This is a genomic window from Polynucleobacter sp. UK-Kesae-W10, assembly GCF_018881575.1.
GTDB lineage: Bacteria > Pseudomonadota > Gammaproteobacteria > Burkholderiales > Burkholderiaceae > Polynucleobacter.
In genome coordinates this window covers 516,217-542,244 of record NZ_JACVQB010000001.1, presented here as the reverse complement: position 1 = coordinate 542,244, position 26,028 = coordinate 516,217, and the positions used below count along the sequence as shown (strand labels likewise).

The 26,028-nt window shown below is 43.0% G+C and carries 24 protein-coding genes and 1 pseudogene; 3 read left to right on the top strand and 22 right to left on the bottom strand.

The window, feature by feature from the left end; translation table 11 throughout:
* Window positions 1-12 precede the first annotated feature (12 nt).
* The 9 genes and pseudogenes from ICN24_RS02895 to msbA form a co-directional block, all read right to left on the bottom strand.
* On the bottom strand, window positions 13-1,242 hold the full coding sequence (locus ICN24_RS02895; protein WP_216221218.1) for a phytanoyl-CoA dioxygenase family protein: 1,230 nt from the start codon (window positions 1,240-1,242) through the stop codon (window positions 13-15).
* Between the two features lies 1 nt (window position 1,243).
* Complete coding sequence (locus ICN24_RS02890) at window positions 1,244-3,169, bottom strand: acyltransferase family protein (RefSeq protein ID WP_216221216.1); 1,926 nt, start codon at window positions 3,167-3,169, stop codon at window positions 1,244-1,246.
* A 3-nt stretch (window positions 3,170-3,172) separates the two neighbouring features.
* Window positions 3,173-5,200 carry an aminotransferase class III-fold pyridoxal phosphate-dependent enzyme gene (locus ICN24_RS02885; protein WP_216221214.1) on the bottom strand — a complete coding sequence of 676 codons (2,028 nt, stop codon included), beginning with the start codon at window positions 5,198-5,200 and terminating at the stop codon, window positions 3,173-3,175.
* Window positions 5,197-6,075 carry an aldo/keto reductase gene (locus ICN24_RS02880; protein WP_370623093.1) on the bottom strand — a complete coding sequence of 293 codons (879 nt, stop codon included), beginning with the start codon at window positions 6,073-6,075 and terminating at the stop codon, window positions 5,197-5,199. Before ICN24_RS02880 ends, ICN24_RS02885 begins: the two co-directional genes overlap by 4 nt.
* The gene (locus ICN24_RS02875; protein ID WP_216221213.1) at window positions 6,075-7,691 is read right to left on the bottom strand and encodes an ABC transporter ATP-binding protein; all 1,617 of its coding nucleotides are present in this window, start codon (window positions 7,689-7,691) and stop codon (window positions 6,075-6,077) included. The genes ICN24_RS02880 and ICN24_RS02875 overlap by 1 nt, the downstream gene beginning before the upstream one ends.
* A gap of 189 nt (window positions 7,692-7,880) precedes the next feature.
* The gene (gene pseC, locus ICN24_RS02870; protein ID WP_370623092.1) at window positions 7,881-9,083 is read right to left on the bottom strand and encodes a UDP-4-amino-4,6-dideoxy-N-acetyl-beta-L-altrosamine transaminase; all 1,203 of its coding nucleotides are present in this window, start codon (window positions 9,081-9,083) and stop codon (window positions 7,881-7,883) included.
* A 257-nt stretch (window positions 9,084-9,340) separates the two neighbouring features.
* Window positions 9,341-10,408, bottom strand: coding sequence for an O-antigen ligase family protein (locus ICN24_RS02865; RefSeq protein WP_216221212.1), 1,068 nt, complete (start codon window positions 10,406-10,408; stop codon window positions 9,341-9,343).
* A 329-nt stretch (window positions 10,409-10,737) separates the two neighbouring features.
* Window positions 10,738-11,751, bottom strand: a pseudogene (gene galE, locus ICN24_RS02860) (UDP-glucose 4-epimerase GalE).
* A gap of 13 nt (window positions 11,752-11,764) precedes the next feature.
* Window positions 11,765-13,525, bottom strand: a complete 1,761-nt coding sequence (msbA, locus tag ICN24_RS02855; protein WP_216221211.1) for a lipid A export permease/ATP-binding protein MsbA — start codon at window positions 13,523-13,525, stop codon at window positions 11,765-11,767.
* Between the two features lie 111 nt (window positions 13,526-13,636).
* On the opposite strand from msbA, the gene ICN24_RS02850 reads away from it, so the two are divergent.
* Complete coding sequence (locus ICN24_RS02850; protein WP_216221210.1) at window positions 13,637-14,590, top strand: hypothetical protein; 954 nt, start codon at window positions 13,637-13,639, stop codon at window positions 14,588-14,590.
* A gap of 19 nt (window positions 14,591-14,609) precedes the next feature.
* Here ICN24_RS02850 and ICN24_RS02845 read toward each other — a convergent pair whose 3' ends face one another.
* From ICN24_RS02845 to ICN24_RS02825, 5 genes are read right to left on the bottom strand one after another with little or no spacing between them, the layout of a single operon-like run.
* On the bottom strand, window positions 14,610-15,536 hold the full coding sequence (locus ICN24_RS02845) for a hypothetical protein (protein WP_216221209.1): 927 nt from the start codon (window positions 15,534-15,536) through the stop codon (window positions 14,610-14,612).
* The gene (locus ICN24_RS02840) at window positions 15,533-16,591 is read right to left on the bottom strand and encodes a hypothetical protein (RefSeq protein ID WP_216221208.1); all 1,059 of its coding nucleotides are present in this window, start codon (window positions 16,589-16,591) and stop codon (window positions 15,533-15,535) included. Before ICN24_RS02840 ends, ICN24_RS02845 begins: the two co-directional genes overlap by 4 nt.
* 13 nt (window positions 16,592-16,604) lie before the next feature.
* Complete coding sequence (locus ICN24_RS02835; protein ID WP_216221206.1) at window positions 16,605-17,579, bottom strand: GDP-L-fucose synthase; 975 nt, start codon at window positions 17,577-17,579, stop codon at window positions 16,605-16,607.
* 7 nt (window positions 17,580-17,586) lie between these two features.
* Window positions 17,587-18,714 carry a GDP-mannose 4,6-dehydratase gene (gene gmd / locus ICN24_RS02830; RefSeq protein ID WP_216221204.1) on the bottom strand — a complete coding sequence of 376 codons (1,128 nt, stop codon included), beginning with the start codon at window positions 18,712-18,714 and terminating at the stop codon, window positions 17,587-17,589.
* 50 nt (window positions 18,715-18,764) lie between these two features.
* The gene (locus tag ICN24_RS02825; protein WP_304609770.1) at window positions 18,765-20,231 is read right to left on the bottom strand and encodes a mannose-1-phosphate guanylyltransferase/mannose-6-phosphate isomerase; all 1,467 of its coding nucleotides are present in this window, start codon (window positions 20,229-20,231) and stop codon (window positions 18,765-18,767) included.
* Between the two features lie 210 nt (window positions 20,232-20,441).
* Between ICN24_RS02825 and ICN24_RS02820 the strand changes: the two genes are divergently transcribed.
* Window positions 20,442-20,588: a hypothetical protein gene (locus tag ICN24_RS02820; protein ID WP_216221200.1), complete on the top strand. Its 147-nt coding sequence runs from the start codon at window positions 20,442-20,444 to the stop codon at window positions 20,586-20,588.
* A gap of 82 nt (window positions 20,589-20,670) precedes the next feature.
* Here the strand turns inward: ICN24_RS02820 and ICN24_RS02815 are convergent, their stop codons facing one another.
* From ICN24_RS02815 to folE, 6 genes are all read right to left on the bottom strand, one after another.
* Window positions 20,671-21,210 carry an HPP family protein gene (locus ICN24_RS02815; RefSeq protein ID WP_216221197.1) on the bottom strand — a complete coding sequence of 180 codons (540 nt, stop codon included), beginning with the start codon at window positions 21,208-21,210 and terminating at the stop codon, window positions 20,671-20,673.
* 140 nt (window positions 21,211-21,350) lie between these two features.
* Window positions 21,351-21,659 (bottom strand): high-potential iron-sulfur protein, encoded by a 309-nt coding sequence (locus tag ICN24_RS02810; RefSeq protein WP_215393821.1) that lies wholly within the window; start codon window positions 21,657-21,659, stop codon window positions 21,351-21,353.
* A 182-nt stretch (window positions 21,660-21,841) separates the two neighbouring features.
* A complete protein-coding gene (locus tag ICN24_RS02805; protein ID WP_255532541.1) occupies window positions 21,842-22,051 on the bottom strand; it encodes a hypothetical protein in 210 nt (69 codons plus the stop codon).
* A 140-nt stretch (window positions 22,052-22,191) separates the two neighbouring features.
* Window positions 22,192-22,911 carry an outer membrane protein gene (locus tag ICN24_RS02800; RefSeq protein WP_216221195.1) on the bottom strand — a complete coding sequence of 240 codons (720 nt, stop codon included), beginning with the start codon at window positions 22,909-22,911 and terminating at the stop codon, window positions 22,192-22,194.
* A 246-nt stretch (window positions 22,912-23,157) separates the two neighbouring features.
* Window positions 23,158-23,910: a hypothetical protein gene (locus ICN24_RS02795; protein ID WP_216221193.1), complete on the bottom strand. Its 753-nt coding sequence runs from the start codon at window positions 23,908-23,910 to the stop codon at window positions 23,158-23,160.
* Window positions 23,911-24,119: 209 nt separating this feature from the next.
* Window positions 24,120-24,854, bottom strand: coding sequence for a GTP cyclohydrolase I (folE, locus tag ICN24_RS02790; protein WP_255532540.1), 735 nt, complete (start codon window positions 24,852-24,854; stop codon window positions 24,120-24,122).
* Between folE and ICN24_RS10330 the strand changes: the two genes are divergently transcribed.
* Window positions 24,853-24,975 (top strand): hypothetical protein, encoded by a 123-nt coding sequence (locus tag ICN24_RS10330; protein WP_255532539.1) that lies wholly within the window; start codon window positions 24,853-24,855, stop codon window positions 24,973-24,975. The two genes, folE and ICN24_RS10330, sit on opposite strands and share 2 nt — an antisense overlap.
* Window positions 24,976-24,999: 24 nt before the next feature.
* Here ICN24_RS10330 and ICN24_RS02785 read toward each other — a convergent pair whose 3' ends face one another.
* A complete protein-coding gene (locus ICN24_RS02785) occupies window positions 25,000-25,371 on the bottom strand; it encodes an MAPEG family protein (protein ID WP_216221189.1) in 372 nt (123 codons plus the stop codon).
* Between the two features lie 21 nt (window positions 25,372-25,392).
* Window positions 25,393-26,025: a glycerol-3-phosphate 1-O-acyltransferase PlsY gene (plsY, locus tag ICN24_RS02780; RefSeq protein ID WP_216221187.1), complete on the bottom strand. Its 633-nt coding sequence runs from the start codon at window positions 26,023-26,025 to the stop codon at window positions 25,393-25,395.
* Window positions 26,026-26,028: the final 3 nt, after the last annotated feature.

Below are 26,028 nucleotides of genomic sequence, written 5' to 3'. Positions count from 1 at the left end.
GGTTATACAAAATCATTTAAGTAAATATTGCTTGAGTTTAGCAAGTCTACCCTTAAAAGTAATTTTCTTTCTATCTTCTAAACGCAACTCATGATACTTTTGAAAGAGCTTTCTATGCTCTGAATTGTAAGAGCTAATTAAACGATGACTAAATTGTGATGGATATTGATCTAAAACGCCTTCTGGATCATTAAAATCCGAAAAGGGTGTGGTCGGCGATAGATAAAGGGATGAAGCATACTCAAGTTGAAGCATTACTCGCATCCCGCTAGTTACAGCACATCCTTTATGCACGCATGAGGTGTCTCCAAAAAGGATTGACCCCGCACTCCCAACCACAGTTTTGATGCGATTTTTATCATAATACTTTCCAATGTCATTATCACTAACTCTACCCGAAAGTGGAACACCTTTTAAATGAAGTTCATCGTGATGACTGCCTTCAATATAACAATGCGGTCCTTGAGCAGGCTTAACATCGCTAAGATAAATAAATACTTTAAAAAACTTCACAAACTCTTTGTCTTGATGAAAGAGTTGCCCATTCATAGAGAGATTATTTTTTGAGACTTTCCCAGGAAAACTGAACCATGCATTAGTCTGCACATGAATAGGTGGACAACCCAAGTAGCGTGTTGCTACATCGATAATATATGGATCAAATGCAAGTTTTATAAAAAGAGGGTCGCGGGCCAATTGATCCATATCATCCAGCCAATAGGTATCACCATCATCCGTTGGTGGAGACCCCTTTTTTGAGCTAGATTCAAAAATCTGGTTTCCCGTCAACGCATATTTTTGAATTCCTTTTGTTTTAAAAATCTGCTTCTTCAGACCATCAACCAAAAGATCTAATTGTTCATGATCTAAAAAAATAGGTGACGAGCAATAGCCATTTTTTTGCAATGTTTCCTGAATATTTTCAAGCTCATAAATCGAGGGCCTGCAAGCAAAAAAACCAACGTCAGCTTTATGCAGGCTATCTACACCATTGACTCCAAACTTAGTTGCAAGAATTTCAGAAACGATTTGATTTAAATTTATATCAAATGCGTATAAGTCTTTTTCAAATTTATCCCGTAGATCAAAGGTTGGGGTACTATTTATTTCGCTTTTTAATAATCGACTTAGCGCTTTTTTTGAATTAGTCGATAAAGCATCAATTCGACGTTGATTGGATAAATTTGAAATCCACTCCAAAAAATTACTTTCAAGCATATGCTGCAGATTGTCTACTGACATATCATTCCTTTCTCGTAAATAATTCAGTAGCGCGAGGATCTCTTAATAAAAACTCTGATGCCAAGGCAGTTAAGTGATCATGATCACTTGCCACTAGGCCATCTGGCAACGTATTTGCAATCTTGATTCTGCACATCTTATCCTGACATAAGATATCAATTGGAGCAAAGAAATTAATTCCAAGGGCATGGGTTATGCCCTGTAAATTTTTAGTTTGGGATAAGGTTTTCGACCAAGAACCGCTTGGAGCATTCAAATATTCCGGCAATACTCCATCAAGAAAATTCATGCGCGACAGAATGGCCCGAAGGTCGGGAGCCCAGTCGGGGGTAGGCCCTACTAAGATTATTTTTTTTATACCAATTGATCTGAGAAACTCGACAACTTGTGTGATTTGCTTTTGGGCCTCATCATCCCAACGCCCATTTATTACTACTATATCTGGATGTAGGTTGCTAATAATTTTGACAGAGGCTGCGTTAATTTCGTCGCAATGCCCACGCTCAGGATAGCGACTTGATATTGATGGAGGGCAAGAAGTTGCCGTTAGTTGACTTATTGCCAAGGAATGCTTTTCTTGCAATAAAGAAAGTCCCGGATATAGCTGAGCCGCAAGACTATCACCCCACAATAGAATGCTTACTTTGTCACCATCTCTCTGCACCATACAGTTCCGAGAAAATGCTGTGGATTCTTGGGTTGAGCTATCCAAGAAACAATTACGATATCGATAGGCGGGTCGAGGGTCATACTCACTTTGAAGAGCAATTTGAAGCGGTGTAAGTCGTTTGTTAGAAAAGTTAAAAATATAATCTAACCCGCTACAAATAAACAATACAAACATAGATAAGGCCAATACTGGGGCCACTCGTCTCAAAGGCTTTTTTTGTAATGGGTACTCTATAAAATGATAAGTAATTGAGGCAAGAATAAAACTTATAGTTATAGCCCCAATAGTTAAGAATCGCGAAGGACTGGGATGCTCAATACGCAAGAATGCTAGAACTATCCAGTGCCATAAATACAATGGATAGCTAATTCGACCTACATAAACCATTAAGGGGTTTGATAAAAAATATTTTCCCAGCCAGCTTTGTGGAGCAAACGCAAGAAGAAGAACTGAAGAAGTTACTGGAATCAAAGCCCAAAATCCCGGAAATGCTCCTGAATTTCCCACAAAGACTCCGGCAAAAAATAGCGTAGCGACAGCTATAGCTGTAACTAAATTAACGCCAATTGCCCCCAGAGGGGGACTTAAATTTTGAGTGCGAGTTGCGAGCCATGCACCCGCAAGTAACTCCCATGTACGAGATAGCGGATGAAAATAAGCTAGAGGCTGGTCTATATAAGTAAGAAACAAGCCAAAGACAAAAGACATGACAAATAGCATCAGAATGCAGTGTTGAAGCTTTATGGATTTTGTTTGGCGACTTAACCAAAGCAGTAGTAATGGCCAAAATATATAAAATTGCTCTTCAATAGCTAGTGACCATAGATGCAATAGAGGTTTAGTTTCAGCTGCTTTTTCGAAATAACCTGAAGATATCCATGAAACTGCATTAGTAACAAATGCTGAACTTGCGATCAAATAACTCGTTAAGGACTTAAACTCACTTGGCAAAAGCACCATATAGCCAGCAAGAGCCGTAACTATAAGCGCTATTAATAGGGCTGGAAATATCCGCCTTACACGGCGGCCATAAAACTCAGTTAAATGGCTAAAATAATTTTTAGATCTACCCTGCAACAGTATTCCCGTAATCAGGTAGCCGGAGATAACAAAAAATACATCGACTCCAATATATCCATGATGGATATATGAGGGGAAGGCATGAAATGCAATAACAAGCAGAACAGCAACTGCCCTTAAGCCATCAATATCAGGTCGATAGATGCCTTCCTTATGTAAAGCTAAACTTGCTGACAATCTTTAGTTCAACCTTTTAAATCCGCCATGACAAACAGGGCCCTTTAATAGAGATAGAATATCTCTTCCCTCTTCGCATTCTTTAATAGTTGCAAAAATCGGGGCTAAAGCATCAAAATACCCCTCCACTACATCAGGCGTATGCTCAGTACATACATAAACACAATTGCTGGCTAGGAAACCTTTCGCAAGCATTTCTTGAGTGATAAGAGTTTTGTAAGCCAAGGCATCTTCACCTTTAAAGCTAAATCCAGTTAAAGCAGGTAGTCCCCAATGCTCAATATTTAAATTATGCTTATCCGCAAGTTTTTGCCAACGCTCACGAATATCTTTACCTATAGACGTAATGGTTTCCCAAGATTTTTCTCGCTCCATCACTTCAAGAGTTTTTAGCGCTGCAGTGGGGCCAATACGTTCAGTCCAAAATGTACTGCTAATGAAAGTGCTTTGTGCCGCCTCCATAATTTCACGACGCCCGATGGTAGCGGTAATAGCGTAGCCATTACCCATTGCTTTACCAAACATGGCCATATCAGGCTCTACACCGTATTTTTTATGAAGCCCGCCAAAGGTTTCTCGAAAGCCTGAGGTGCACTCATCAAATATAAGGACGATGCCACGATCTGTTGCAAGTTGGCGAACCTTTTGCAAGAAGTTATCTTCAGGCCCCTTATTTCTTACAACTTCCATTTTAATTACACCAATATCATGCTGATTAACTAACGCCTCAAGCTCTGCAAAATTATTATAGTTAAATGGGAAAACAGTTCCTCTCAAATTACTTGGCACGCCTTTGGGCTCAAGGCCTGGCAATAAATGCCCAGCAAGATTTTCACCGTCACCTAAATTAGCCGAAAGGTACCAATCGTGCCATCCGTGATATCCACACACAGCCACCTTATCTTTACCCGAAGCAGCTCGCGCAATCCTAATTGCAATTGCATTCGCCTCGCCACCAGAGCGGGCAAAGCGCACCATGTCGGCCCAGGGATGAATTTCAATTAGGCGCTCAGCCAAGTAAACCTCTTCCGGGCAATTGAGTGTAGACATGTTGCCCAGATCAATCACATTACGCACTGCTGCATCCACTTCAGGATGCCCATAGCCTAACGTATTTGTGCCGATTCCCATAATTGACATATCGGTATAGTGATTGCCATCTAAATCCCACACTTCACACCCCTTAGCCTTACTGAAGTAAGCGGGCCACCCATCAGGCAAAAACATTTCCGCGCGCTTAGAAAGCAACATATTGCCGCCGGGAATAATGTTCTTAGCGCGTTTCCAAAGTTTTTGACCTGTGCCCATGACGGCCCCCTCATTTCTTGTTAGTTGATGATTTGCAACAAATAGCTCAGGATGATCGCGCTGTAGCTCAAAGACCTCCCTCCATCCAAAATGTATATTTGGAGAAAAATAATCAAAGACGGAGGTGATAACCTTTAAATCTGGCGCCTCATCAACAGTCCAACGAAGATCTGAAAGATCCTCAGATTGAGATAAGTTGATTTTCTTAAAGTCCTCAGAACGCCTTAAGTACGGAGTAACATGCTCCCGATCAAATGAGTCTTTCGCTTCTAAGGCCGCTTGCCGCAAAGCTAAGGCTGAAAATACTTCGATATCCAGACCATCCGGATATGAGGGCGGGTTTACATTTGAGCAATAATCTACCTGCCCAACTCTATAAGCACGAATAAACTCATCCACCAATTGCGGATCAACCAATGGACAATCCCCAGTGATTCGAATAATGATATCCGGATCCACCAGATCAACAACTCTCATGTAGCGAGAAAGAACATCATTCTCGCTGCCTTGTACACACAAATAACCCAAATTACGGACATGATCGACTAAAGATTGATTTTTTGGATCATCAGAAGTGGCCACTACAATTTGCGTAATCTCAGCAGACTTTGAAAGCCTACTGAGCAACAATTCAATCATCGGACGACCCTGAATGAGTCTCATGACTTTATCTGGTAATCGAGTAGATCCCATGCGAGCCTGAACAATGGCAACAATTTTCATAATAAACTCCAGCGAGCAGGATTCAATAAATCCTCATCAATTGGCATACCCCAATTGGGTAAAGTCGGCAAGCTACCATCTACAGCATTCACAATCTCCTTTAGTTGCTCTAAGGATTCAACACCCACCACAACGCGATCGATTTCTGATACAGACATAGCATAGCGAAGGCAAGCCTCAAGAGGCGTAATTGCATTTGATAAAAGCCACTCTTCCCACTGCTGCCAAAGGGAGCGCCAACAATCGAACTTTTGGGGGCGCTTGCCACCCATCAGCAATAAACCTTGTAAAAATATTGAGCGGACATGTATCTCAATACCTCTAGCCTTTAGATTTTTTGCATATCCAGAATCCACAAAGGATCTGTCAATAATATTAAGCGGTATTTGAATCAGATCAAACTCTCTTCCTCTCATCAATGAGGAAATTTCATTGCGAGAATACACCGATACGCCAATTTTTTGAACATACCCCCGTTCCTTAAGAGATCGAAGTGCGCTATAGAGCTCGTCCCCCACTAAAGCATCGGTCAGCTGATTAGGGTAATGAAGTAACAAGCCATACAAATTATGAATGCGGAGGCGCTCCAGGGTGGCAAACACTTCTTGCTCGACCCACGCCTGCACATTTAGAACATCTTCAGGGATGCATGGAAGTTTAGAAACCACATTCCAGTTATCTACCCCAAGCCTACCCAGTACAGTCTCACTCTCCCCATAGGCAATAGCCGTATCCAAAGTATCAATACCATGTAATTTTGCATACTTAAGTATGCGGTCAGCCTCTGCTATATCAACCTTTCCGTTTGCATTTGATACTCCATATGGAATGCCGAACTGCACTGTGCCAATAGCAAGGCGATTAATTGAGCCCACTAAATTTCCTCAACCATATTTTTATAAGAACCTTGTCGCAATATAGCGCCATTAGCTAATTCAACAATATGATCACAACTGGATAATGTGGTGAGGCGGTGTGCAATCATGAGTACGGTAACATCTGCACCAAATTGATCGATGGATGAAATAACGGCAGATTCAGTATCCGAGTCCAAAGCACTTGTGGCTTCATCAAAAATAATAACCGATGCCTCTTTGTATAAAGCGCGTGCAATTCCAATGCGTTGCCGCTGCCCTCCCGAAAGTCTAGCACCTCGCTCACCCACTAAGGTTTCGTATCCATGTGGCAATGCCTCTATAACGTCAGCAACCTGAGCCATCAAAGCCGCACTGCGAACGCGTTCCTTGTTAATTTGATCTTTAGGAACCCCAAAAGCGATATTTTCTTCAACGCTACAGTCTGCCAAAAAAATTGCTTGAGGAACATGAGCAATACCAGCTTGCCAAGCACGCATATTGGATACAGTGATTGATTGGTTATCAACCAATAGCTCACCCCGCGTAGGATGCAGCAAGCCCATTATGAGATCTAATAACGTGCTCTTGCCGCTGCCAGTAGAGCCCATAAAACCAATGCGTGATCCCTTAGGGATCGCAAGAGTAATATCTCTTAGAGTCCATGGCTCCGAATCGTTGTAACGAAAAAAAATATTTTGCAGTTCAATCTTATTTTTAAAACTAATGGGTAAAGGCTTGGGTAGCGTCGACCACCTGGGGAGCGGCTGATCAAGAAGATTGATGGCGTCATTCACAGATACCATCTCACCCTGTAATGATGCCCAAGCCCCATAAGCCTGTTGCAATACTGGTAAAAGTCGTTGTGCACCTATTGCAAGCGCTCCAAGGATAGGAATAGCAATGGCTAGGCCGCCAGGCTGCTGGCTTAACACATAAGCTATCCCAGTTACCAATACCATTCCAATAGCCTCGACTAAAAGTCGTGGACTCAAAGCAATAAATGCATTATTTCCTTGTGCGCGGCGCAACGGAAGATCAGCATCCTGATATATTTTGCAATACTGCTCTTGTGCCCCATCTATCAATACATCGCGAATTCCACCCAATCCTTCTTGTAAAGCTTTTACGATTTGAACTGATTCTCGCGCAACAAGCTCGCTATCAAGATACATACGACGCTTAACACAGAGTATGACGCCCAAATAAATTGCAGCAAAGCCGCCAAATGTTGCCAGAGAGATAATTGGCTTAAACGCTATCAAAATCGATAACACTATGACTATCATTACGGTCGAACTCAAAATAATAGTGGCAGGAAATAGCGCGTTATGAATCAATCGGTATGATTTAGCGGTAATGCCCGTTATTACCTCACTACTATTTCGGGAGATATGAATGGTATAAGGCTGATAAAGGGTGCGCCTATAAATAGCCATACTCAAATCAGCGCCAGCCGCAAAGGTTAAACGTGCGGTAGCCCATACCAATAATAAGCGGGTCAAAGCAGACATCAAAATCAGCACCACAAAGCCGAGCGTAATCGGAAGCAGGAGATCTCGAGCATCGCCGATATGGAAAAAATGAATAAACCATTGGGCGCGAGGATGATTAAAAATATATTCTGGAGCAGTCATAACCCCCAAAAAAGGCAAAACTGCACCAATACTAAATACCTCCATGAGAGAGGCCAAAATGATAAGTAGCAATAACAAACCAAATTGCGTGTGGCGTCTAGCGCTCAGATGAGCCCAAAGACGCCTAAGCGTCAATAAAATTGAGGGCCTATTAACCATTCAAGGAATTATTTAGAAGGAAAAGCATACTTAGAAGATGGTCTGATATCCGGCAGAACCCGTCAACAAGTGAACCACTTCTTTTTGTTCAATTAACTCTAGTCCGGGGTACATTGGCAAACTAATTGCCTCCTCGTAATACCGCTCAGATTCTGAGAAATCACGCTCATCAAATCCAATCGCTTGATAATAGGGCTGTTTATACACGGGTATGTAATGTAGATTGACCCCAACGCCACCAATACGCAAATTATCAAAGGCAGCATTACGATTAAGACTTGCATGGTCAACCGGTATACGAACAACATATAAATGAAATGCGGAGACTGACTGAGAATCCTGCCAGGGCAACTTAATACCAGAATTACTTAACAATTGATCATAGCGTTTTGCAACCTCATGGCGCTCTGAAACAAAGCTATCCAAACGACTCATTTGACTAAACCCTAAAGCCGCTTGAATTTCAGTCATTCTATAATTGAACCCAAGCTCTATTTGTTGGTAATACCATGGTCCATCAGGAATATGAGTCATTTCCTCCGGGTAACGTGTTATGCCATGGCTCCGCAATCTAGCCATTCTTTTGACAAGGGATTGATTATTTGTCAAGGCCATACCGCCTTCCCCTGTGGTGATAATTTTCACTGGATGAAAACTGAAAACCGTAATGTCACTGTAAGTGCAACTGCCAATTTTTGTATCGTGATAAGAGCCGCCAATCGCATGCGAAGCATCCTCAATAATCTTAAAGCCGTATTGCTCCGATAGCTGATGAATTGCTTTCATATCGCATGACTGTCCAGCCAGATGTACGGGTATAACAACTTTTGGAAGGGTGCCACTCTTTTTGGCCTTCTCAAGTTTTTTGACTAGGGAGTCAATACTCATGTTGTAGGTCAGCGGATCAATATCCACAAAATCAACTTGTGCACCGCAATAGATGGCGCAATTAGCGCTAGCAACAAAGGTAATAGGACTTGTCCAGACAATATCCCCGGCCCCAACATCTAAAGATAAGCAGGCAATATGCAAAGCGCTCGTAGCACTGTTCACCGCTACTGCATACTTAACCCCACAGTATGATGCAACCTTTTTTTCAAACTCAGGGACCATTGGACCCTGAGTTAAATAGTCAGACCTTAAGACATCGACAACAGCCTGAATATCTTCATCAGAAATATTTTGCTTGCCATAAGGGATCATAAAATGCCCATCTTCAAAAAAATTAATCATTATGAATACTTCTGATGGCCCGTGAATAACAAAAATCCTAAAGTATCGGAATTTTTCTTATCTACAAAGCGAATAGAGAATATCTAAATATAAAATTAAGCTACATCCCTAATTAAAAATCTAATTTAGAATTCGTCCATATATACCTAATTATATTAGGTACTCACCGAGAATTTCGATAAAACTCGCCAATATTTAACAGTCTATACCCTAAATTATCGCTAGAGATAGGCGCAAAAGGAATAATCTCTTTGAAGCTAATTAGTCGGCTTAATTTTTAGAGACAAAGATGAAAACATGGTTAGCAAAAAAATAAAGGCATTCATAAATATCTCTGACGAAAGCTCTTTAGTAAAAAATAGCAAGGTCATAAATCCTAGGGTCCAGTAGATCAGGGTCTGCCAAGGTAAAGGGGTGTTTTTTGCATTTTTGAGAACTAAGCAAGCAGCCCCAAATAAAAGTAAGAAGCCTGGGATTCCATAGCCCAATGTAAAGTCGAGCCAAGCACTGTGACTCATATTGGTTCGAGAGCCAGGGAAGTCAATGGCATTTAAACGGCCAAAAGAGAGCGTCATTAAACCGTATCCAAGTGGATGTTGAGGAATTAATTGACCTCCACGAATACCCCATGCAATTCGATCAAAATTTGATTCAGCTATAGGAACACCTAACTCATTGAGAAGTGGCGGTACATTAGCAGTACTTTCTAAATGTTTCCAGTAGTCATATTTATCAACTTGAACGGCTAGCTTAGCATCAGCTATGAGAGTGCTCCACAAGGGATTTCTCTGAAGACTTGATGCGACAAATAAGATCAAAGCAGTTACAAGTGCCAAAGAAATTAGCAGGCGTTTAGCACCTTTTGCATTGAACTTAGAGTTCTTTAAAAAAAGAAAGAGTTCGAAAAGAATACCCAAGGCGCAATAAAGCACTCCTGTACGGTCATTTTCGATAAACATAATCGCAGGGACCAAAACCAATGCAATCCAATACAAGATGTTTTTCTTAAATTCCCAGCAATGCTGAGTAAGCACCTTAGATAGCTGAGATATTGCTACAAAGTAAGCAGGTAAGCAGAAAAAAACATAGGCTGCTCTTGATACACCCCAGATATCACTCATATGATCTGGCGAAAGAATTAAGTATGCAGGGGTTTGGTATCCCAACACCACAGCAAATTTGGTAGCCAAGAGCTTAATAAAGTAAACAATACTTGGCGTCAAAAATCCAAAATAAATAATGCGCCAATATTTATTAGTTTTCTCAAAATCATCCGAACATTTAAGCAGACTAATTCCCAATCCAATGCCAAAAGGAATACTCAAGGCTATCTTTTTCCAAATACGCGTGTACTCAAATAGTTGAGCACTATGATCCTGGCCAATGAACAACAAATGAATAGTGACCCAAACCAAAAGTAGGCCGATGAGCCAAATCGGCAAAGCTTTGATCTGAAAAAACAATTTCCAGTTCTGTGAAATAACCCAGCAGCCCAACAATGCGCCGATGATCAAGCTGGTATGACGAACAAATACTGTATGCGGCTGCAACCAAATGCCATACAAAACTACAAAGTTCCAGCATAAGCAAAGCGTTACTAAATTAGGGGTCTTGGATAAAGCGCTTTGTTGAGATTGGGTTACTATGTTGATGCTCATTTGCCTGGCGCCTTAGCTTGACTTTGCCAACGCCACGAATCTTCACACATTTTCGATAAAGAGCGCGTTACCCTCCAACCCATTTGGGCGGCTGCTTTGTCTACATTAGCATAGCAAGAGGCAATATCACCCGCTCTTCTTTGGGCTATCTCATAGGCAATCTTTTGAGAAGAGGCTTTTTCGTACAAATTGACAAGCTCTAAAACACTACAACCGCCACCAGTACCTAAATTCATAATTGAAAATGCAGGGGCACCCTTTGATAGATACTCGAGTGCTGAAACATGCCCTTCAGCAAGATCCATGACATGAATGTAATCACGAACACCAGTGCCATCTGGTGTTTGGTAATCGTCGCCAAATATTTTGAGTTGCTGCAAGACTCCTGCGGCAACTTGAGAAACATAAGGCATCAAGTTGTTTGGAATGCCATTGGGCTCCTCGCCAATAAGACCTGACTCATGCGCTCCTACTGGATTAAAGTAACGTAAAGCAATCATTTTCCAACTCGGATCGGATTTCGCCAAATCCCTTAGGATTTCTTCGATTTGTAATTTTGTCTGCCCATAAGGACTTTCTGGATTGGTTGGATGCTCCTCATCTAGGGGCAGATATTGAGGTGTTCCGTAGACTGTAGCGCTGGAGCTAAAAACAATGGTCTTTACTTAGCAATTTTTCATTGCCTGCAGAAGCGAAATTGTTCCACCAACATTGTTCTCGTAATACATGAGGGGTTCTTTTACAGACTCTCCAACTGCTTTTAACCCAGCAAAATGAATGACTGCCTCAATTTTTTCTTGTTTTAAGATCGACTCTAGGAGCGCCTGATCCCGAATATCACCCTTAGTGAATGCGGGCGCCTTCCCCAGAATCTTTTCCAAGCGATCTAACACCTCAATCTTGCAATTGCAAAGATTATCCAAAATAGTCACTTGATGGCCGGCCTCGGTTAATACCACAGCCACATGGCTACCGATATAACCCAAACCACCCGTTAGAAGAATATTCACAATTGCGACCTAGTTAAGCTTCTAAAAATTGTAAGCGATGCAGATGTGCATAAAGCCCATCTTTTGCAATTAATTGCTCATGGGTGCCCAATTCAGCAATCTTGCCTTTTTCCATCACCACAATACGATTCGCATGCTCAATGGTTGATAGCCGGTGGGCAATCACAATCGTAGTTCTGCCAGCCATTAATCGATCCATGGCAGCTTGAACCTGACGTTCTGACTCGGAATCTAGGGCTGAAGTAGCCTCATCCAAAATAAGGATGGGGGCATTCTTATAAATTGCTCTAGCAATGGCCAAACGCTGACGCTGTCCACCAGAGAACTGATTGCCGTTATCGCCAATAACGGTATCGATACCATTTGGCAACTCAGCAAGCATATTGGTGAGGTTAGCTGCCTCTAGCGCTTGCGTAACTCTTGCTCGATCAATTTTCTCTGGCGATACACCGTACGCAACATTCACTGCAATGGAATCATTAAACAGGACGACATCTTGGCCGACAAAGGAGATCTGACGACGCAAATCTTTTAATGCAAGATTGTCTAAGCCAATATCATCCAAATAGATGCTCCCAGAGCTGGGTCTTAAGAAACGGGGCAACAAATTTACTAGCGTTGTTTTACCAGCGCCCGACGGCCCCACTAAAGCAATTACTTCACCTGGCTCAATAGTCATGTCAAAGTGCTGTATGGCTGCTGCACGATCATCGCTTTGTTGATAAGAAAATGAAACATCATCAAAACGAATTTTTCCCTTAGCAATTTCTAAAGATATCTCTTGGTCTTTTTTCTGGGGATCCGATTCCATCTCTTGATCCATTAATTCAAAGACCATCTCAGCCGCAGTAAAACCCCGTTGCAGCGGTTGACCCACATCTGCAATATGCTTAATGGGGGAAATAATGAGCATCATTGCCGTAATGAAGGAAGCGAACTCTCCTACCGTAGTGCCTTGAGAGGACGACTGCATCAGCGCCACAACCAATACCAGCGAGAGTGCTGTAGAGGCAATTAATTGGGTTGCCGGTTGATTCATGCCCCCTGCTACTGCAGATTTCATAGAGAACTGATAGAGAGTCTTTGCGCGATCCATAAAGCGCCGCATCTCATAAGCCTGCCCACCATGCAGCTTGACTAATTTATGGCCGGCAGAAGATTCCTCAACAATATAAGCGAGCTCACTTGTCATCTCTTGTTGCTGTCGATTAATTTTTCTTAGGCGCTTATTAATCTTGTTTGATAGAAATGCTACAACTGGAAAAATTGCTAACACCAAGAATGTGAGGCGCCAATTTAAGTAAAGCAAGTAACCCAATAATCCAACTACCGTAAGCGCATCACGCAAAAGATTAATTAATAAACTGCCCATCACTGAAAGTGCATTACCCACCTCAAAGACCACAGCATTAATTAAATTTGATGCTGTGCTCTTTAAAAAAAGATCTGACTTTGCATGCATTAAACGACTAAACATTTGCTCGCGTAAGGTAAGCAGGATGTTGTTGGTCATGCGAGTCAGCAAGTAATTGGATGCAAACTGTGACAAGCTTCGCACCATAGCCAAACCGACTAAAAGGAAAGGAATCATCCAGAGGGTATGGTTCATTTTCCCGGTGAAGCCATCATCCAAGAGTGGCTTCATGAGTGCCGGAATCGAGGTTTCAGAACCCGCTACCACCACAGTTGCCAAAATCGAGGCAATAAAGAGCTTGTAATGGGGCCGCAAATAGCTCAGTAAGCGAAACAGAATTTGGCGGTCTTGAAGGTTCATAAAGGCATAAAGGTCGCCAACCCACACTAGATTGGCATAATGTCTTGATTTTAATCGATTAATAGCAGTACATTGAGCCCTAATAGCAGCCTACAGCCCCTAAATTTACTGATGCCACACCCAACCCCCGCAACCGTCTTCGTGATTCACCATGGATCACAGGATTACCTCAAGATTGCCGCTCAATTTGTCAAAAAATTTGGCAACCAGGCCATCCTGATTGGCAATGATGCGGCTACAGGCCAAATCTGTGATCAATTCTATGAAGATAGTCAGATTTCACTGCCACTTTATGAGGAATTTGAGCGCCATTATGTACATATGTCGACGGCGACCCGGGAATTTGAGCTCTTATGCTTTAAACGCTACTTCTATCTGTACGAAGTTGCTAAACAATTAGGGCTTGATCATTTCTGGATGATCGATAGTGACCTGGTATTAACTGCCGACTTATCCAAAGTACAAGGGCATCCATTAATTCAAAAAAGTGAAGCTGCCTTTTCAACGCCCCATCAAGAAGACTATGTACTCGCATCTTCTCCACATTGCTCTTATTGGACCTTGAGTGGCCTGCAGCAATTCATTCTATTTCTAGGTCAACTCTACCAGGGCGATAGCAGGCGCCTGCTTGATGAAAAATACACTTACCACCAAATACACAAAATCCCTGGCGGTATTTGCGATATGACTGCACTTTATCTATGGCAAAGAACTAACCTGAATATTTTGAATTTAGCCGATGCCCATCTTTACGGATTACCTCTGTTTGATAACAACCTGAATCAAACTGGAAATTGTTTTGATCATGAATTTGAGATGGTAAGCAATGTTCACCTTAAGAAGATCACCACTCAGAACGGGCAGTACCAAGCCTATCTCGGCAGCTCGAATACAGCAATTCCAGTGGCGGCCTTGCATTTTCAAGGAACTGCCAAGGCCTGTATGGCAACCTTTTTAAAAACAAACGAAATAACCTATTGGGCTTATGCGCCATATGCTTTTCAGCAATATATTGAGAAGCGTAAACAGTCTTTAAAACGAAAACTCAAAAAAATTATTGGGTAATCAATCATCAGGTCGAGAATTATGGCGCCAGTAAATCGAGATACTTTTTAAAGCGCTTCTTGCCAAACAAGATGATGCCCAAGCTTCTAATACCGCTCATCATTAAGCCAGATTGTTTCTGCTTTTGATTTGGATCTGCTGGTCTCTTGCAATTGATTAGAGCGCAATTAATAAAAATTCGATATCCCGCTTTGCGAATAGCAGCATGCATAGCCACATGCTCACAAACATCTTTTTCTTGACCATCATCGATCATGCGACCAATGTAAGTGCCAGCTAAAAAAGCTGACCTCTTATAAATTGCAAAACCACCAAAAGCGGATTCGACCTCAATATAACCGCGCTCGGGTGGTAACTTCACTTGCTTAGCCCAAACGGATAAATTAATCGAAGCATCATGACCCAATACAGGCTCCAAGCGAATCTGCTGGGACAAGCAATCGCTAGGTGACCAGTCACGATGACGTAGTGCATAGACATCGTAGTAAAAATCAAGCTGGTTCGCAGTCACCACATCCCAAGGAGTGGCGCCACTCCAGCAATTGGTAATCGCCGAGGCAGTTAATTCAGAATTCAGGCCATCTAGGTCGGCCAGCATCACATAATCGACTGCTGCATACAAGGGATTATTACGAACAGCTTCAATAACTTGATTGCGGCAATGCGCTAGGCGCTCGGTTCTGCTTGAAATATGCTCCGATAACTTACCCAAAGCCAAGTAATCAAAGTTGGGGATACTCTTCTTTAAATCCTCCAATACTGATACCGTATTGTCAGAAGAGTCACTTTCCACTACCAATACAAAGACTTGTTTAAATTGCTTTGTAGCCGCAATTAAATGACTCATTTCAGAGCCAATATGGGCAGCAACATCACGAGCTGTCCCAGCAAGCAATACGGTCGCTTGAGTAATAGGCACTAGGGTATTTAGTGAGGAAGCACTCATATCAATAAGTTTTGAGTCTGATTTAGTGTCAAGCATAGTGAAGGCATAACATCTGCCTGATGGATTCGATGAATCCAGTAACTTAACAACAACTTTGAGAAGTCAAAGGTTTGGGCACTTAAACGTGCTGCTTCACTGTGCAATAACTGCGGGTTGACTTGCGCCCAATTATCTACAACCATTACCGGCAATTGCTCAAATACCTCAGTCATCAGCGAGCGCTTCACAATAGGCACACAACCTAAGGCTAAAGCCTCCCAAGTACGGTGACAATCTAAACCAGCACCACTTGGACTAGTAACAAAAGCATATTGGGCTTGCTCTACCCACGTATCAGTTCGACTTGAGCGTTGGGTTTGATAAAAGTAGGCTTGAGGATGCATTTGCTCTTTGCATTGCATGCGATCACCACGATCAACAGATACCCCCCAATTGCAATACGCGAGCATTTTTCGTTTCGTCCATGGTGGCGATTGACTCAAGATGTGGCGTAGCTCCGCCTCTTGCATCGACGGGAGAATAAAACCACCACCCCAAATCTGAGCATCTCTCCAGCGCGAATGAAAATCCAAGCCGATAGGCAGTGGATGCACTTTGGCGTGGGTTTCATCTGTATTTTGTGCAAACCAGACGCTTAATAAAGGATGATTTGCAATTGCCTCAAAATCACCACCTAAGGTCTTGGCGGAAATTGCCAAATCGCTATCCCCACTGACCAGTACAAATACTTGCTGCAACTTGGGAAGTATGTTCTGAGCAAAATAAGAGAGTCCATCCGAGCAAACATAAATACTGACTGGTCGATCTAGGTGCTCTAAAGCACCGACTTGCCGAGGGATGCTGTCCAAGTAAGTTTGATCGACTTCAGAAGAAATCGGGTTTGATGACTTCACGTCGCAGTTTGCCAATAAACCCCGACTAGAGACAAGGCGTGTATTGGCTATTGAAAACTCGTAATCATGCTTTAGAAATACTTTGACCGACTCTTGCTGACGATCTAGGCGAGTGACCGTCTTTTGCGCAAGCGCTAGAGTCCAGTTAGCCAGCTTACCCATTGATCATGAACGATCAGGCAACTTCTTTACAAAAGTCCGCATAAGCTAAAGCAAGACCGCGCTCTAAATCAACTTGTGGCTTCCAGCCTAAATTATTAAGACGTTTGGAATCCATCCACTTTCGCGGTGTGCCATCAGGCTTGGAAGTATCAAAACCAATATTGCCTTGATAGCCGGTAGCCTTAGCCACAGCAGAGGAAAGCTGGGCAATCGTGACATCATCCCCATACCCCACATTAATATGACTTTGCATGGGCTCAGTTTGGGCATCGTAAGCTGATTTATCCAACTCCATTACAAACACGGAAGCTGCCGCCATATCATCAACATACAAAAACTCACGCTTCGGAGTGCCCGTTCCCCAAATCACCACCTCTGGCGCATTAGCCACTTTTGCTTCATGAAAACGACGGATGAGTGCTGGGATGACGTGGCTATTTTCAGGGTGATAGTTATCACCTGGACCGTATAAATTAGTTGGCATCACTGAGCGGTAATCCACACCGTGAGACTGGCCATATTGGCGGTTATAGCTTTCACACAATTTAATGCCTGCAATTTTGGCAATCGCATACGGCTCATTGGTTGGCTCCAACTTTCCAGTCAGGAGGGCATCTTCACTCATTGGCTGCGGAGCCATGCGAGGATAGATGCAGCTTGAACCTAAAAATAGCAACTTTTTAACGCCATGGGCAAAAGCCTGGTGCACCACATTGTTTTGCACCATGAGGTTGTCGTAAATAAATTCTGCCGGAAAAGTATTATTGGCATAAATACCCCCTACCTTCGCAGCGGCCAAATAAACTTGATCTGGCTTCTCCGCTTTGAAAAAGGCTTCAACAGCCGCCTGATTGGTGAGATCAAGCTCGGCATGGGTGCGAGTAACAATATTGGTATAACCCTTGGCCTTAAGGTTGCGCACAATGGCAGAACCCACCATGCCACGGTGACCAGCTACATATATCTTTTGATTTAAATCTAGGGCCATTTTTTAATTAATTCTCTTTACCAACAGCTACAGAGTGACCATGCTTGAGCAATAGCGCATGTTGCTTGGCCTTGTCTAAGTCATTGGCCACCATCTCAACGATCATTTGATCAAGAGTGATTTCTGGGACCCAGCCAAGCTTCTCTTTTGCCTTTGTTGGATCACCCAAGAGCGTTTCCACTTCCGTTGGACGGTAGTAGCGTGGGTCAATTTGCACAATCACATCACCTACTTTTAATGCTGGAGCCTTATCGCCTTCAATCGAGGCAACAATAGCCTTTTCATTTTCGGCAGCCCCTTCAAATTTCAAGGTAATGCCCAATTGCTTGGCGCTACGAATAATAAATTCACGAACGGTAAACTGCACACCAGTAGCAATCACAAAATCTTCTGGCTTATCTTGTTGAAGCATCAGCCACTGCATACGCACATAGTCTTTGGCATGACCCCAGTCACGCAAGGCATCGATATTGCCCATATAAAGACACTTCTCAAGACCTTGGGCAATATTGGCCAAACCGCGGGTGACTTTGCGAGTCACGAAAGTTTCCCCACGGCGCTTAGACTCATGGTTAAACAAAATGCCGTTACAAGCATAAATGCCATAAGCCTCACGGTAGTTCACAGTAATCCAGTAGGCGTACATTTTTGCTACTGCATATGGGCTACGAGGATAAAACGGGGTCGTTTCTTTTTGTGGAATCTCCTGCACCAATCCATAAAGCTCGGAAGTCGACGCCTGATAGAAGCGGGTTTTCTTTTCTAGACCCAAAATACGAATGGCTTCTAACATGCGCAACGGGCCAATCGCATCGACATCAGCCGTGTACTCTGGCGACTCAAAAGAGACGGCTACATGAGACTGAGCGCCTAAGTTGTAAATCTCATCCGGTTGGCACTCTTTAATAATGCGTACCAAGTTACTGGTATCCGTTAAATCGCCGTAATGCAAAATCAAATCGGGGTGATTAATGTGCGGATCTTGATAAATATGATCAATACGCTCGGTATTAAAAGAAGAGGCGCGACGCTTAATGCCATGAACAATGTAGCCTTTTTCTAAAAGGAACTCAGCAAGATAAGAACCATCTTGACCAGTGATACCAGTGATTAACGCGACTTTTTGCTTACTCATATATTGACTCTTCTATTTTTACTGAATATTTACTAAATAATGATGATTCATTAACTGCGGCCATAGGTATCTTCAAAACGCACAATGTCGTCTTCACCCAAATAGCTGCCGGACTGCACCTCAATGATTTCTAGTGGAGTCTTACCCGGGTTGGCCAAGCGGTGCGTCTGGCCCTGAGGAATATAGGTACTTTGATTCTCCGTGAGTAAAAGTACTTGATCGCCGTTGGTAATCTCTGCAGTACCCTTGACCACAATCCAATGCTCAGCACGGTGGTGGTGCATTTGCAATGACAAACTCGCGCCAGGTTTTACCTGTATACGCTTTACCTTAAAACGCTCGCCCTCATCCACGCTGTCATACCAGCCCCAGGGGCGGGACACTTTGCGATGCAAATTCTTTTCTTCACGCTTTTGCGTCTCAAGCTGGCCAACAATATTTTTAACATCTTGGCTATTTTTGCGATCGGCCACCAGAACGGCATCCGCAGTCTCTACGATGATCAGATTTTCTACGCCCACGGCACTGACTAAACGGCTACTTGCATGAATGAGTGAATTCTTAGAGTTAGTCAGCAAGGCATCGCCATTAGTGACATTGCCATTGGCATCTTGCTTGCCAACTTGCCACACGGCATCCCATGCGCCTAAATCATTCCAGCCTGCATCAAGCTCTACCATCTTGATGGGCAACTTGCCTGGACATTTTTCAATGACGGCATAGTCAACTGACTCACTTGGAATGGCATTAAACAATTCTTTTGCAGGACGAATAAACACAGCATCACCAGAGGCATCGCTTGCTTTGCCCTGCCATGCTTTTTCGGTTGCAGCCAAAATATCAGGACGGTATTCTTTTAATGCAGCTAACCAAACACTAGCCTTGAGAACAAACATGCCGCCGTTCCAGTAGTAGCCACCTTCAGCCAAGTATTGCTTCGCAGTCGCTTCGTTTGGTTTCTCTACAAAACGCTCCACTACCAGACCTGCATCACCAGTATCACCACTAACTTTGATGTAGCCATACCCTGTTTCAGGAGCGGTTGGTGTAATACCCAAAATAGCAATGGCACCTTCTTTGGCAATCGCAATACTTTGAGCCAATGCCTTTGTAAATGCCGCAGGATTGGTAACGGTTTGATCTGCAGGCGTCACTACCAAAATCGGGTCACTATTTGTGCCGCCTTGCTCTTGTGCGTATAGTGCAGCCAGCGTTAATGCAGGAGCAGTGTTACGACCAGAAGGCTCTAACAATAAAGTGGCCTCAACTGCTTTTAATTCACGCAGTTGATCGAGCGCTAAAAAGCGATGTTCTTCATTGGTAACAATGACTGTCTTACCTAGGCTAATGTCTTTGCCAGCAACCGAATGAATGCGGCCAATCGCCTGTTGAAAGAGGCTTTGATTTGAGCCATCGCCAGAAAGCACCAAGAATTGCTTTGGGAATCCAGAGCGGGAAAGCGGCCAAAGACGAGTTCCAGACCCCCCACAGAGAATTACGGGCAAAACTTGCGTCATAAGCAAATAGCCAACCTTTTGAATATATTGTGCAATTTGGGTCTTATATTGAATTTAGCCCAATAGCTCTAGATTTTATCGCTTTATATAGGGTGAAAATCTTTTATAAAATAGGTGCTGGCCAGATAAAGGGCGCAATATAGCGCTTAGTTTGTAAATTTAGCCAAATGAGTTCAATCACAAACCCATTAGAAACATACAGGAGTCAATATGAGCACAGCTAACACCCCAAAAATCAACGTTCGCAATTCTGTAGTGGAGTGCGCCCAATCCCTTAAAAAGGAAAACGCCGGCAAATACCACAACTACGGCATTAAAGACTGCATCGCCTCGATTGCAGCAACAAAAATCAAATAAGCTGATTTATCAAAAGATAGCTACAGATAGAAGAAAATAGGCCTAAATAATTAATTTTTAAGGGCAGTTATAGGAACTGTCTTCATTTAGGCCTATTTGGGTAGACTTTTCCCGTCAAATTGCTATAAATAGCCCCAGCCACAATCAACAAGATGGAATCGACCATTACTGGAAATAAGGCATAGCGGTAATGGGTGACATGGCCCAACACCACAATCAACGCTACCGCAGCTGCAGGTGGATGTAGGCAGCGCAAAATAAACATTCCCATAATCGACAGGCTAGCTGCTATTGGCATAGCCAGTAAAGGCTCAGGAATCAGGATTACTGCTGTGATGCCAATGAGTGCTGAAAGCGTATTGCCAGCAATCACCGCCCACGGCTGGGCCATGGGACTACCGGGTAAAGCAAACACCAGTAAGGCGCTAGCCCCCAAAGAAGCCATCAGCCACTCGTCAATACCTGCAAGCTCACCGAGTAATTTGGCGATCGTAAACACCAACATCAAACCTACCAAAGCCCCAGCACAGGAACGCAAACGCTCTGCCCATGCCACCTCAGGTTGGTCGCCCCCAAAATAAAATGAATAGCGCTTGATCAGGTATTTAGCGGTGTGTCTCATAGTTTATTTTTCGTTATTTAGTGCAAATCATCATAAAGCGAAAGCAATAAATCGACGGAGCCAGTCAGACCCAACAAAAAAGACCGCCGCAGCAGTCTTTTTTGTTGTTTGAGGACTTGGCCCCAATTGCTAGAAAGGGCTTAAGCCTTTTTAGCGTAGGCAGAGCACCAGCCTTTAGCCGCGACTTGTTTGCCGGCAAACAATGGGCAACCACCAGCAGCAGAGCCAGCCTTACCTTGGTAAAGCGCACAGTTATCGCACTCTTGACCAGCAGCGTATTTAGCATACTTAGCCTTATCCACTTTAGTGGCGTCAGATTTGTATCCCAATGCAGCAGCTTGTGGATCAGTATCAGCAACCATGGCTTGAGCTTGAACTTTACCGTTCAAAGCCAAAGTACAGGCACCAGCAGCAGACAAAATCATAAATTGGCGACGACTATTTTTCATGGATTCTCCAAAAAATAAAACAGCTAACAATATGCAAACGCACCAACACTTAGTACGCGCTTTCAAAACTAGAACCGATCATAGTGGAGATGATTTACGCTTGCTAGGTGTAGCGTAAGCATTTGATTTATATACAAATATAGATGAGAACTGTTCTCACTAAAAGCAAAATCAGAAATAGATTATTTCCAGCCCTTTAAATTCATACAACCTTCCCATTGCCGAATGTGCACTCCGGACCCTTGTTGCTCTGGGTAATCTTCCCGGCACTCCTTAAAGTCCTTGCGATAAGTGGCAACATTATTTTTGGCGGGATCTTGGTTTTTGTCAGGGATGACACTACAGGCGCCAAGAGAGCCAATACAAACAATGAAGAAAATAATCCGCAACATGAGCAAGCTCTCGCACTTTCTATTAAGGGGATCCAGCTTAACAAACATTGCTAGTGAATAGGTAATCTTGAGGATAAAGCTTAGGTAATAAAAAACCGCTCACAAGGAGCGGCTTTTTATTACAACTGGACTATATTGAATTAGAACTTGTAGCCAACACCAACGAGGAGGTTGTAAGCGCTTGCTGCAGGATTGCCATTGTAGGAATTCTTATAGTTTCCATTTGTAGAAGTCCATGAGTTCGTATAGCCAGTATGGCTATAGCTCATATAGTTACCTTCAACGAAACCATAGATGCCACCAGTGATAATTTGTTTATATCCAATACCTGCAATGTAGCCATTCATTGTGCTTGTATTGCTCAAGGATGGATCTGTACCGCTTGCGTTGGTAGTCATCTTGAGCTGCTGTGTTGAGTAACCAGCTTTTACATAAACCAACTTGTCCTTATCAATAGCGAAACCTGGCGTTACATAAACGTTGAATCGGTTTGAAATTTGACCTTGATTCCCAGCAAGCGGAACACCGTTAGAGTTATTCAAAGTATAGGTGTTTGTTTTTTGACTAAGAGCAGAGTAATCCGCACCTAAGCCTACCGTCCAAGGTCCGGTAACCTGGAATGTGTAACCCAAACCTAAAACCAAAGGAACACCAGAAGCAGTTTGATCGCCACCGCTGATATTGCCAGAAAACTTGTTATTGCTGATATCAACACCAGAGTAAGGACCACCTAAGGAAGTCAGGGTGTTGTTTTCGTAGCCAGTAGCGATCTGAGCGTATGCGCCTTCAAAAGCTGACTGAGCCATTGCGGAACTTGCAACTACTGCTGTAGCAACGGCTACTAGTAATTTCTTTTTCATTCTTTAATCCCTTGTAATTATTAAAATTTGCCCCTTTTTGGGGATCGAGACGATTATATGGAATTTATAACTAATTTCTAGAATTGTTGCAAAGTTACGACACTTTCTTAACCAACACCGCAAATGAAGCATTGAGATGGGGATTTCAACCACCCAATATGCCGGCCCCAATGACTAAAGGTCTGCCTATCAAACAAAAGCCGCTCACAAGGAGCGGCTTTTGAAAAAGCAGTTTTAAATAAAAAATTAGAACTTATATCCCAAAGTCACGCCAGCAAATGATGCCAATGGTTTGATTGTGGTTGATTGAGTGCCTTTACCCATGCTGTCACTGTAAGCCGTTGAAAAAGACTTGTTGGCAAATTGAATTTGATACGCCTCAAAACCAACATAAACTTGCTCTGTTATTAACTGTTTAAAGCCCAGGCCATATAGAACACCCTGCACATTTGATGAAGCATTGTAGTTAATTGAACCAATTGGGCCGCTGTTATTAGAGTAGTTATAACTTTGAAAACCATTAATGCCTGCTGTAGCCTGAGCTATGCCAGCCTTTAAGAAAGCGAGGCTCTTATCGCCGAAATAATATCCTGGCTCAACTACGACACCAAAAATATTTTTCAGGGTAACGTTATTTGAGCCGGATGAAGTTGTTGGATAGTTAGTTGTACTGAGATAGGTGCTGGAGCCCGCATTACTAGAGCCGCCTAAATAAAATGCATTAGCGGCCAAGTTGAACTTACTAGTAAATCCATAGGAATATCCGATAGAGGCCGTACCAAAGACATTGGCATTGCCAGAAGTGTTGTAACTTTGAGTGCCCCGCGATGTATAGCTATTGCCTGGGTCGCTGTAGTTGTCAGTGAAGCTATCTGAGTTTGACGAAAGTTGGCCAAACCCAACTCCCAATTGAGTATTGATTCCATCAAATGAACCTGCTGCCATAGCAGAATTTGTTAGTACTAACGAAGTAACTACAACGAGTAATGTCTTTTTCATTCTTTTCCCTTATTTTTCTATTTACCAATACACCCTGAGTTCTAGAAGAATGATATTGAACTTATAAATACCCTGCGCCATTACTTATTGTGGTTGTATCACTTTTACAACATTCAAGATGTGGCATTTAAGAAAAATACCCCTCAATTGCCTGAATGCATATCTATTGTGAACAAGTAGGCTTCTTTTTAGCTTTATAGAGCGCCCACTTACTTCCGGTCAATCAAAGCCAAGAATTCTCTTCGCAGATTAGAGTCTTTGAGGAATGCACCACGCATGACGCTATTGATCATCTTGGAGTCTCGGTCTTTTACCCCGCGCCATTGCATACAGAAGTGATCGGCATCCATCACCACGGCTACCCCAATGGGTTTGATCTTTCTCTCCAGCATATCTGCTAGCTCAACTACTGCCTCTTCCTGAATCTGGGGTCTACACATCACCCACTCGGTCAGACGAGAGTACTTAGACAGACCAATCAAGGCAGATTCTTTACTTGGCAATACCCCAATCCAAATTCTGCCCATGATGGGGCATAGGTGATGCGAGCAAGCGCTACGCACTGTGATTGGGCCAATGATCATGAGCTCATTTAAGCGGCTCACATTCGGGAACTTGGTGAGCGCTGGCTGCTCTACATAACGCCCATTAAAGACTTCTTGGACATACATCTTGGCAACGCGCCTACTGGTGTTCTGGGTATTGTGATCATTTTGAGTATCAATCACCAAGCTCTCGAGCACTGCCTGCATTTTTTCAGCGACTTCTTCAACCAGGCGCTCTAGCTCACCAGGCTTGATGTAAGCGGCAATATTGTCATTTGCGTGAAAGCGAGCATTTTCTGCCTCGATACGCTTACGAATCACCACCGAGAGTGGCAAGCCATCGTCATTTTTATTTGATACTTTTTTAATTGCTACTTTTTTGGAACTTACTTTACTCATGGCTACTTTTTTAGTCGGTGCTTTTTTTGCAACTTTAGAAGAGGTTGATGTTTTTTTAGTGGGCATTGTATTAAGTGTCTCTGTAGATGTGGCTATGTTGGTGTTGGTAGCCTCTTTTTAATTGCTTGAATATATTTTTATGGGACTAGATCTGGAAAAAGATCGCTACGACGCAAGCTAAGCCAGCCATCCAAACAATCGATCTCGTGGTGGGCCAATTGGAGATGTAGCAAATCAGGTAAGCAATTCTGGCAATAACAAAGCCAATTGCCAGTAGGTCAATTTTAAATTGCGGCGCCTGTTGTATCTGAGCAATGATCACTGCAGCAAAAAAGAGAGGTAAGGATTCAAAAAGATTGGCTTGGGCTGCGTTGGCTCTTGCTCTAAATCCCGTTTGCTTAGCTAGCCACGCTCTGGGCATGCTGTTGTCATATTGCTCAAACCCTTTTTTAGCAATGCCTGCGGCAACATAAGGAAATAAACCCATAAACAGAATGCAGGCGTAAGCAATAGTCATGAAGTACTTTCTAAAGAGTGTTTAGGTTGACTTCTTTTTGGAGCCAATACGACTCTCAGTACCATTGAGCAAATTATGAATATTGCTACGGTGGCGCCAGATCAGCAGCAAGCACACAATCAAGAGCGCAATACCCATAGGCTGAAAACCAAATAAGAAGACAAAATAGATCGGGCCAAAAATAGCTGCTGCCAATGCAGCCAAGGAAGAGTAGCGCATGAAGAGCGCCACGATAATCCAGGTGCCCAAGGTTGCCATTCCCAGTATGGCGTTCACGCCAAACAAAATACCGCAGGCAGTAGCAACGCCTTTGCCACCCTTAAAGCCATGAAACACTGGAAATAAATGCCCCAGAAAAACAGCGAGCACTACACCGCACAACAACCAAGAATTTAAGGAAGCAGTTAAAGATTGATCGCCCAAGATGATGCGAGCCAACATAACTGCCAAGTAACCCTTTAAGGCATCGCCAATGAGCGTGAGTACGGCAGCCAATTTATTGCCCGTACGCAACACATTGGTAGCGCCCGGATTACCCGAGCCATAAGAATGGGGGTCAGGCAAATTCATACACTTACTGACAACTACCGCAAAGGAAATGGAGCCAATCAAATAAGCAATCGGAATGAGCAAAAGATCGAGGGTCAAGGTCATAAC